Annotated in this window: 7 protein-coding genes; 3 read left to right on the top strand and 4 right to left on the bottom strand. The window is 38.1% G+C overall.

Going from position 1 to position 8,250, the window contains the following annotated elements:
* Both E1176_RS10120 and E1176_RS10125 read right to left on the bottom strand, forming a co-directional pair.
* Positions 1-833, bottom strand: an 833-nt coding sequence (locus E1176_RS10120) for a hypothetical protein (RefSeq protein ID WP_155210494.1), incomplete at its 3' end; no start/stop codon positions are given.
* Positions 834-1,080: 247 nt separating this feature from the next.
* On the bottom strand, positions 1,081-2,235 hold the full coding sequence (locus E1176_RS10125) for a sensor histidine kinase (protein WP_246205996.1): 1,155 nt from the start codon (positions 2,233-2,235) through the stop codon (positions 1,081-1,083).
* Between the two features lie 334 nt (positions 2,236-2,569).
* Between E1176_RS10125 and trxA the strand changes: the two genes are divergently transcribed.
* Positions 2,570-2,866 (top strand): thioredoxin, encoded by a 297-nt coding sequence (gene trxA / locus E1176_RS10130; RefSeq protein WP_155210496.1) that lies wholly within the window; start codon positions 2,570-2,572, stop codon positions 2,864-2,866.
* A gap of 55 nt (positions 2,867-2,921) precedes the next feature.
* On the opposite strand, the gene E1176_RS10135 is transcribed toward trxA, so the two are convergent.
* Together E1176_RS10135 and E1176_RS10140 are read right to left on the bottom strand one after the other, a co-directional pair.
* Positions 2,922-3,410, bottom strand: a complete 489-nt coding sequence (locus E1176_RS10135; RefSeq protein ID WP_155210497.1) for a hypothetical protein — start codon at positions 3,408-3,410, stop codon at positions 2,922-2,924.
* A 92-nt stretch (positions 3,411-3,502) separates the two neighbouring features.
* A complete protein-coding gene (locus tag E1176_RS10140; protein WP_155210498.1) occupies positions 3,503-4,870 on the bottom strand; it encodes a sigma-54-dependent transcriptional regulator in 1,368 nt (455 codons plus the stop codon).
* 199 nt (positions 4,871-5,069) lie between these two features.
* Between E1176_RS10140 and E1176_RS10145 the strand changes: the two genes are divergently transcribed.
* Complete coding sequence (locus tag E1176_RS10145; RefSeq protein WP_155210499.1) at positions 5,070-7,490, top strand: ABC transporter permease; 2,421 nt, start codon at positions 5,070-5,072, stop codon at positions 7,488-7,490.
* Positions 7,491-7,510: 20 nt separating this feature from the next.
* Positions 7,511-8,250, top strand: a 740-nt coding sequence (locus E1176_RS10150) for an ABC transporter permease (protein WP_185152737.1), incomplete at its 3' end; no start/stop codon positions are given.

Genomic DNA, 8,250 nt, shown 5'->3' on the forward strand with positions numbered 1-8,250 from the left:
GAAAGATAATATGTATTTCCTGGTGTTAAGGTTGTTGATCCGAGTACTACTACATCACCGTTAGTAGAAGTATAACGTGCGCATTCAACTTCCGTAGTTCCATCACTCTGCCAGAGAGCCGCTTGTGTTCTTCTTTGTGTTCCTTTGGTTCCTCCAATGTCTACCGTGATATTGATTCTTCCACTGGCCGGAGCAGTGAATGAAAACCACCTGTTGAGTTGTGGGCCCGAATTGTTCCAGCAACTACCTGCATTCAAATCTGGGGAAGCGCCAACTGTGGTGTAAGCCTCATCTGTTGAACAAGTGCCTATTAAGCCTGTAATGTCTTGTGCTCCTTCAAAAAAATCATAGTCAACATTGTCATTAAGGCAAAGCGTAAAAGTACCATCGTAGCTTCCGTTGTAAGTGTCAACTGAAATGTAATATGTGTTTCCTGGTGTAAGGCCGATTGAACCAAGCGTTACAACATCATCATTAGCAGAAGTATAGCGATCGCACGCTACTTCAGTTGTTCCATCACTTTGCCAAAGCGCTAGTTGTGATCTTCTTTGAGTCCCTTTAGTGCCTCCTATATCTACAGTTATGTTTATCTCTCCGCTGGCGGGTGCAATGAACCTAAACCATACGTTTTGCCGAGGACCTGAATTATTCCAACATGAGCCAGCATTTAAATCACCTGTAGCACTGATGGTAGTATATGCGGCATCTGCTGAGCAACTGTTGATAATTGATGTAACATCAATGGCGCTGGCAAAATTATCGTTAGTTGGCTGAGCTTTGATGGCTGAGCCAAGCAAAAGCAAACAGAGGAGCGGAAGTAGAAAGCGGTTCATAACTAAAGCCATTATTTATATTAATTATTACAATTTGTTAGCCAACCATCATTATGAGGCATATGGGCATAATTAAGTTACAAAAATGTCCCAGAATGGGAAGATTTCAGGTAGTAACTCATTACAAGTTATAATGTAAGTATTGCTTACTGTTTAAACTCATAAAGATACCTAATGAATTATCAAAATACTAGCAGAGCCTGGAGGCATGTTGTTTAGAAAAATAACTGATGTAAGAAAAGTGTAATTATTTAGCTGCTGAAGAAAAGCGTAAAGTAAACGTGGTCCCTTCACCAATAATGCTTTCTGCTTTAATTGATCCACCGTGCATATGCATGATTTGCTTTGATAGACTCAAACCGATACCGGAACCTTCTTTTTTTGTTGAGAAGAATGGAATGAAGATTTCTTTCAAAAGATCATCCTCAATGCCAGAGCCTGTATCTTTTACTTTAATTACTATGTTTTTTTCTTCAGCTTTAGCTGATAAATGTATGATCTTATTTTGACTGGATTTTAGCGCGTCTTGGGCGTTTTTTATAAGATTTAGAATGATTTGCTCGATGAGTTTAGTGTCTGCATTGATGATAATCCCCTCTTGAGATTCACTTTTAAGATCAATGCCTTGTTTCTCAATTTCCGATTTAGTGAGCCGTGCTATACCATCAAACAGTTCTTTTACATCGATGTCTGTTTTGTTGGGCTTGGGTACCCTTGTTATTTTTCTGTAATCATCAATAAAAGCCAACATACCATCACTTCTACGCTGTATAGTCTTAAGAGAAAATTTCAGGTCTTCTATAATATCATCTGACAGATGCTCTTTGTTAAGCATCATTTGCATGGTTTCAGTGAGTGAGCTAATAGGGGTGGCAGAGTTCATGATCTCATGCGTCAATATCCTGATAAGCTTATGCCAGGCTTCAATCTCCTTCTGTTCAATTTCATTTCTGATATCCTGAAATGTGACTAATGTATACTCTTTTTCGAGCAGTATGACTGTACTCACATCTAATGATAATGTGATCTTTTCACTTAATTCAATTTCCAATAGCCTGCGACCTTCGGGTTGTAATTCCTTTACTGCCAATGAGAATGCAGGCAGTTTCTCTTTGAATATTTGCCAATTGTTTACCCCGGTTATGTTCAATAGTTTTTCTGCAGTACGATTTATTAGCGTAATACTTTCACTGTTTTCTATAGAAATTATGCCGATGTTGATATGATCAACCACCGTTTTGAGGTATTGAAATTGTGCTTCTTTCTCAATCTTGGCCTGCTTGTATTGCTGTATGATCTGTTCAAAAGAATCATTAAGTATATCGAATGAGGTACCTATCTTACTTTTATTAAAGTTGATGGAGAAGTCACTGTGTTTGATAGCGAGTATAAATTTTGCCAATTCCCGATTGGTTTTATTGACAAACCTCAACAACTCCATGACCAGGCCAATAAGCAGAATGCCTAAGATTATTTGATTAAAGAAAAGACGGCTATCACCTAGAATATAGGCTAAGGTGAAAGCGGTGGTTAAAATCAGAACAATTCTGACTGATACTTTAAAGGAGAATTTTTTTGTGAAACTCATTTGGTCCGTAAATTCCCTCTTTTAGTAGATTTAACCAAGTAAAAAGATTTAAGGAAAACTAATTGATTGTAATTTTAATAGATTCCAGGTTTACGTGACTTATGCAAACCTTATGAATTGATTGTGGTTTTACTTTAAAAGAGTAGTAATGTCAAAATTTCAAGAATTGATAAATGGCGATACGCCAGTTTTGGTAGATTTCTACGCCACCTGGTGTGGACCGTGCAAGATGATGGCACCGATGCTTGATGAGCTCAAAGGTCAAATAGGAGACAAGGCCAAGATTATAAAGGTAGATATAGATAAGAATCCCGCAGCAGCCAGTAAATATCAGGTGAGGGGAGTGCCAACCTTAATATTATTTAAAAATGGTGCTATAAAGTGGCAGCAATCCGGAGTAGTCCCGGTGCATCAAATGAGACAGGCCATTGAGAGTAATGCTTAGCTTATTTTAAAACAAAAGTGAGGAAAGAGTCCTTCCTCACTTTTATAAGTATTTACTAATTGATCTTCACCAAATCAGATTTCCATGATTCCGGAATATCTTCAATTGAATAAACATTCAATTGAGCAGATGTATCATCTTGTTGCAAAGCCATATTATAAAAAGGGTTGCTAATTTTGTACATTGCTCCAGACGCTGGGTCTACGATCAATAATCCAATTAAACCACCAAAAACAATGTTTCCGAAATACCAGCCATCGATATCTGCCTCAACTGGAAAGGAAATATCTTTATAGCCCTCTTTAGAGTAAGTAACATTGTAAATCGCTTTAGTGAAAAATCCTGCACCTGATTTCAGTTGTACCAATGCCGGAGTGTGTCCTGAGAAAACCAGGTTGCCTTTTCTGTCAGTGATTTTAATATCGACTTCACTTGGTTGACTAGCAAAATTTACCGGATAGGTAGTTTTGCTAACTATGCTAGCGCAATTAGAAGAGAATAAAAATACTAAAACTAAGATTGATAAAGGTAAAAATTTTTTCATGTGAAGATTTTATATTTAAATTAACCTCAAATATTTCATATTTTAATAAAATCTCAAAGAGTCTAACTTATTATTTTACCATTACCACTTGATTACTTTATCCCATGCTTGTCCATTCTCCTGTACAAGGCAGTCCTGGTAAGCCCTAGGGTTTTGGCAGTTTGGGTTACATTACCTTCATGATCCTGAAGCGTTTTGATGATAAAATCTCTTTCCATTTCATCAAGAGTAGTGGCCTGGCTTTTTTGAGAAATAGCAGACGGACTGTTTAATAATAACCCAACATCATTAATTTCTGAATTTTCAGTTAAAATCACTGCTCGTTCAACCGCATGCTGCAGTTCTCTGATGTTTCCTGGCCAATCATAGTTTTTGAGTTGATTTAACACATTTTTTGCTACAGAGATACCTTGCTTTTGGTACTTGCCAGTATAAATTTTAAGAAAATGACTGACCAATATGGGAATATCATCAAGTCGGTCTCTTAGAGCGGGAAGGTGTATTTCAACAGTATTTACTCTATAGAGCAGATCTTGTCTGAAAGTTTGGTCAGCAACCATTTGTGCTATGTCGTTATTAGTAGCACAGATCAACCTGAAATCTACCTGTATATCTTTTGCAGAACCTACACGCCTTACTGATCTGCTTTGCAAAACAGTGAGTAACTTGGCCTGGAGAGGAAGAGATAGGTTGCCTATTTCATCTAGAAACAGAGTGCCTTTATCAGCGATTTCGAAACGACCAGGTTGATCGGTTTTGGCATCGGTAAATGATCCTTTGGTATGTCCAAAAAGTTCACTTTCAAATAGAGTAGGAGTAATGGCACCCAGGTCAACATTTATAAAGGTGTTATCATACCGGTTTGATTCACTGTGCAGAGCACGCGCTACCAACTCTTTACCTGTTCCGTTTTCTCCTAAAATCAATACGTTGGCATCTGTTTTTGCTACTTTCTTAATCAGGTCTTTTACCCTTTGTATTGCTGGAGCCTCACCTATGATTTTATCAATGCTATTATTATCAGCATTTAATTTCTGCTGAGTGGCTTTAAGTTTTGATATTTCTTTTCCGGATTCTCGATGCTTTATAGCAGAGAGTATTGTGGCTAAGAGTTTCTGGTTTTTCCAAGGCTTCAATACAAAGTCGGTGGCACCCATCTTCATGGCCTTTACTGCCAAATCTACCTCACCATAGGCGGTGATGAGTATAACAATGGCTTCAGAGTCCATCTTCAATATTTCTGATAGCCAGTAAAAACCCTCTTCTCCATTATTAAGGCCTTTATTAAAGTTCATGTCAAGTAGGATGACATCATAGTCTTTGATTTCAAAATAACCGGCTATCTTATTGGGATCTTCTTCAATATCGACTGAAGAAAATTCTTGTTTCAAAAACATGCGGGCAGTCTCAAGCACATCCCTGTCATCATCAACTATCAGTATATTGGCCTTAGTTTTCAACTTATATAATGGTTTTTATAGGTCACGAGTGTTTTTAGAAGTACCAAAATACTAAACTGTATCAAAAACAAACGTCTTGGTGTATCGAAAATGATACAGTTCAAATTAAATTAAGGCCTAATACCGCTATTTTTGTACAAAAGGGCTTTTGGCACTCTTTTTAGACTTAGCTAGTCGATCTAAAACTGAGAAAAAGCAAATGATTAAAAACTTTCTAAATATCACTCTTAGAAATTTAAGGAAGAATAAGTGGTTTTCGCTTATCAATATTATAGGCCTTACAATCGGTATTACTTCAAGTCTCGTTATCTACCTTTATATCAATCAGGAAGTAAGCTTTGACGATTTTCACGAAGGTGGAGATAGAATTTTTAGAGTCACCAGGTCTACTCAGGATGCTGATGGTCTTGATTATAATGCTTCCGTACCTTACCCAATGATTGGGGCATTACACACAGACTTAAACCACATAGAGTCTGCCACTCAAATTCATAACGACTACAATCCACTTATCACTTTCGATAACGAAAAGTTTATACTTGATCGTGTAGTATTTGCCGATTCAAATTTTTTCGATGTATTCAGCTTTAAAACGGTTTCTGGTAATCCCAAAGAAGCACTAGGTCAGCCTAATCTAGCGCTTATCACAGCATCTACAGCTAATTTGTTGTTTAACGATACCTCACCTATAGGTAAAAAAGTAAAAGTGAGAAATAAGCTGGATGTTGAAATTGTTGGGATTGTTGCCGACCCACCGGTAAGCTCTCATATACAATTTGATATGCTCATTTCTTACCCATCATTTACTGAAGAATATTTCGGCTTACCGATAGACGAGTGGTCGCTATCAGCAGAGGGCTATTCGTATGTCAAACTTCAGGAAGATATTGAGAGAGCACAAGCTGAAGCTCAATTTGAAGTGGTTGTGAACAAGTATTTTGAAGAACATCAAAGATCAAATAAGCGCTTCTACTTACAGCCTCTTGCCGATATTCATTTTGATAAAAAGTGGAATAATGAAGCCGTTAGTGCCAAAGCACTTTGGGCACTAGGTATTATTGGTGCTTTTATATTAATAATTGGCGCAGTAAACTTTATCAACTTAACCACCGCTCTATCTGTAAAAAAATCAAAAGAGGTTGGCGTGAGAAAAACTCTTGGAGCTGCGCGTGGCCAACTCATTCGTTATTATCTGGGAGAGACTTTTATCGTTACTTTTCTCAGTGGCCTTTTGTCAATAGCTCTTGCTGAAAGATTACTGCCTATTTTTAATCAATTCTTTGATAAGAAGCTTGCTTTCAGTGCCTTACATGATTTTGATGTCTTGCTTTTTGTACTGGCGCTCATACTTGTAGTCACATTGGCTGCGGGTGTTTATCCTGCGATTGTACTGTCGGGCTTCAACCCGGTTAAAGCCCTGAAAAGTAACATTCACTCACAAAGTAGTTCCTCATTATTTCTTAGAAAAGGCCTTATCGTAGTCCAGTTTTTTATTTCCCAAGTGCTTATCATAGCTACATTGGTGGTGGCTAGTCAGATGAATTATTTTGTAGAAAAGCCTTTAGGTTTTGAAAAGGAGGCCATTGTAAACGTGAGCATTGATGACAGTAGCGAAGAAACTACCTCCAGATTCAGAGATCAACTCCTGGCAAATGAGAATATCAAATCAGTTTCTTTTGCCTTAGGTTCTCCAATGAGTGATGACACCTTTGAAACTCACTATTTTCTAGCCTCAAAGGGAAGAGACTCACGTCTGGAAACTCAAATGAAACCGGCAGATTTCTATTATAATGAGGTTTATGGATTGAAATTATTGCATGGCCGATGGTTTACACCAGCTGAAGATAAATTGGCCATTCAAATATTTAAGGAGGAGGCACCGGGTAGCCAGATACCTTATATTTTGAATGAGACTGCGGTAAAAAAACTTGGCTTTAGCAATCCGGAAGATGCGATTGGTCAGATGATTACTACCGGGTTGGGCGATTTTACCGCGCCTATAGTTGGCGTGGTGAAAGATTTTCATTCAAACTCACTTCACAATGCTGTGGTTCCGGTTGTAATCACCAAGTTTCCTCAATTTCATTACAACGCAGGGATTAAAATTTCAACCAATAATACTTCTGATGCCCTGGCGCATATTCAAAAGGTTCATCAAAATTTATTTCCTGATAATTTATATGAGTACGATTTTATGGACGAGTCTGTGAGAGAGTTTTATGAAGCTGAGCAGCAGACTTTCAATTTGTTTAAGCTCTTTTCGGGCATCTCAATTTTTGTTTCCTGCCTGGGTCTGTTAGGTCTTATTTCCTTTATCGTAAACCAGCGAACAAAAGAAGTAGGTGTAAGAAAAGTGCTGGGTGCAAATATCTTCAGTATCATTTTCCTCTTTTCTAAGGACTTCATTCTGTTGGTGGTGATTGCGTTTTTGCTGGCAGCACCTGTTGCCTGGTATGTCATGAGTGACTGGCTCAATGATTTTGCTTATAGAATAGATATGCACGTCTGGTTTTTTGTGGTAGCTATATTGATTTCAGCGATTATAACTTTCATGACTATCGGATATCAGTCTCTCAGAGCAGCACTGGAAAACCCTGTAAAAGCACTCAAGGATGAGTAATTTACTTAAATACGAGCCCCATGTTTAAAAACATCCTTAAAATCAGTTTTAGAAACCTGCTTAAAAATAAGGCCCATGCATTTACAAACGTGGCTGGGCTAGCCATAGGCACAAGTGCGGCTATAGTCATTTATTTCATAATCAGTTATGACTTAAGTTTCGATACTTACCATGCAGATACTGATCGCATTTTTCGTCTGGTACAAAACGAAACTACCAATGGCGAGCTGGGTTATGAATCAGGAATTCCATACCCCTTACGTTTAAAATTTGCCGAAGAATATCCTGAGGTGGAGGCTTTAGCCTATCTCGATCAGAATTCCGGCTCCCTTATTACTATAGAAAGTGATGGAAACAAGGTGAGATACGAAAATGATGATGTTCATCTTGGGTTTACAATGCCTAGCTACTTCAAAATATTTAAGCATGAATTTTTATTAGGCGATGCAGAGTCCCTGGGCACTGCGGGCAATGTTATCCTCAGCAAACGTATGGCCGAGCGATTTTTTGGCAACTATCAGGACGCGCTGGGTAAAGTTATAAACTATGAAAACGCGGTTGACCTTACAGTCACAGGTGTGATAGCCAACCTGCCGGGTAACACAGACCTGCCACATGAAATACTCATAGCATTTGAAACAGGGGGTTCCCTGCGTATCTGGGACTCATGGACTGCCACTTCTACGTCAGTACAGGCATTTATCAAAGTAAAACCTCAAGTAGATATAACTCGGTTTGAAGATAAAATCATCAATTACAT

The organism is Fulvivirga aurantia (assembly GCF_009711475.1).
In the GTDB taxonomy this organism is placed as follows: domain Bacteria; phylum Bacteroidota; class Bacteroidia; order Cytophagales; family Cyclobacteriaceae; genus Fulvivirga; species Fulvivirga aurantia.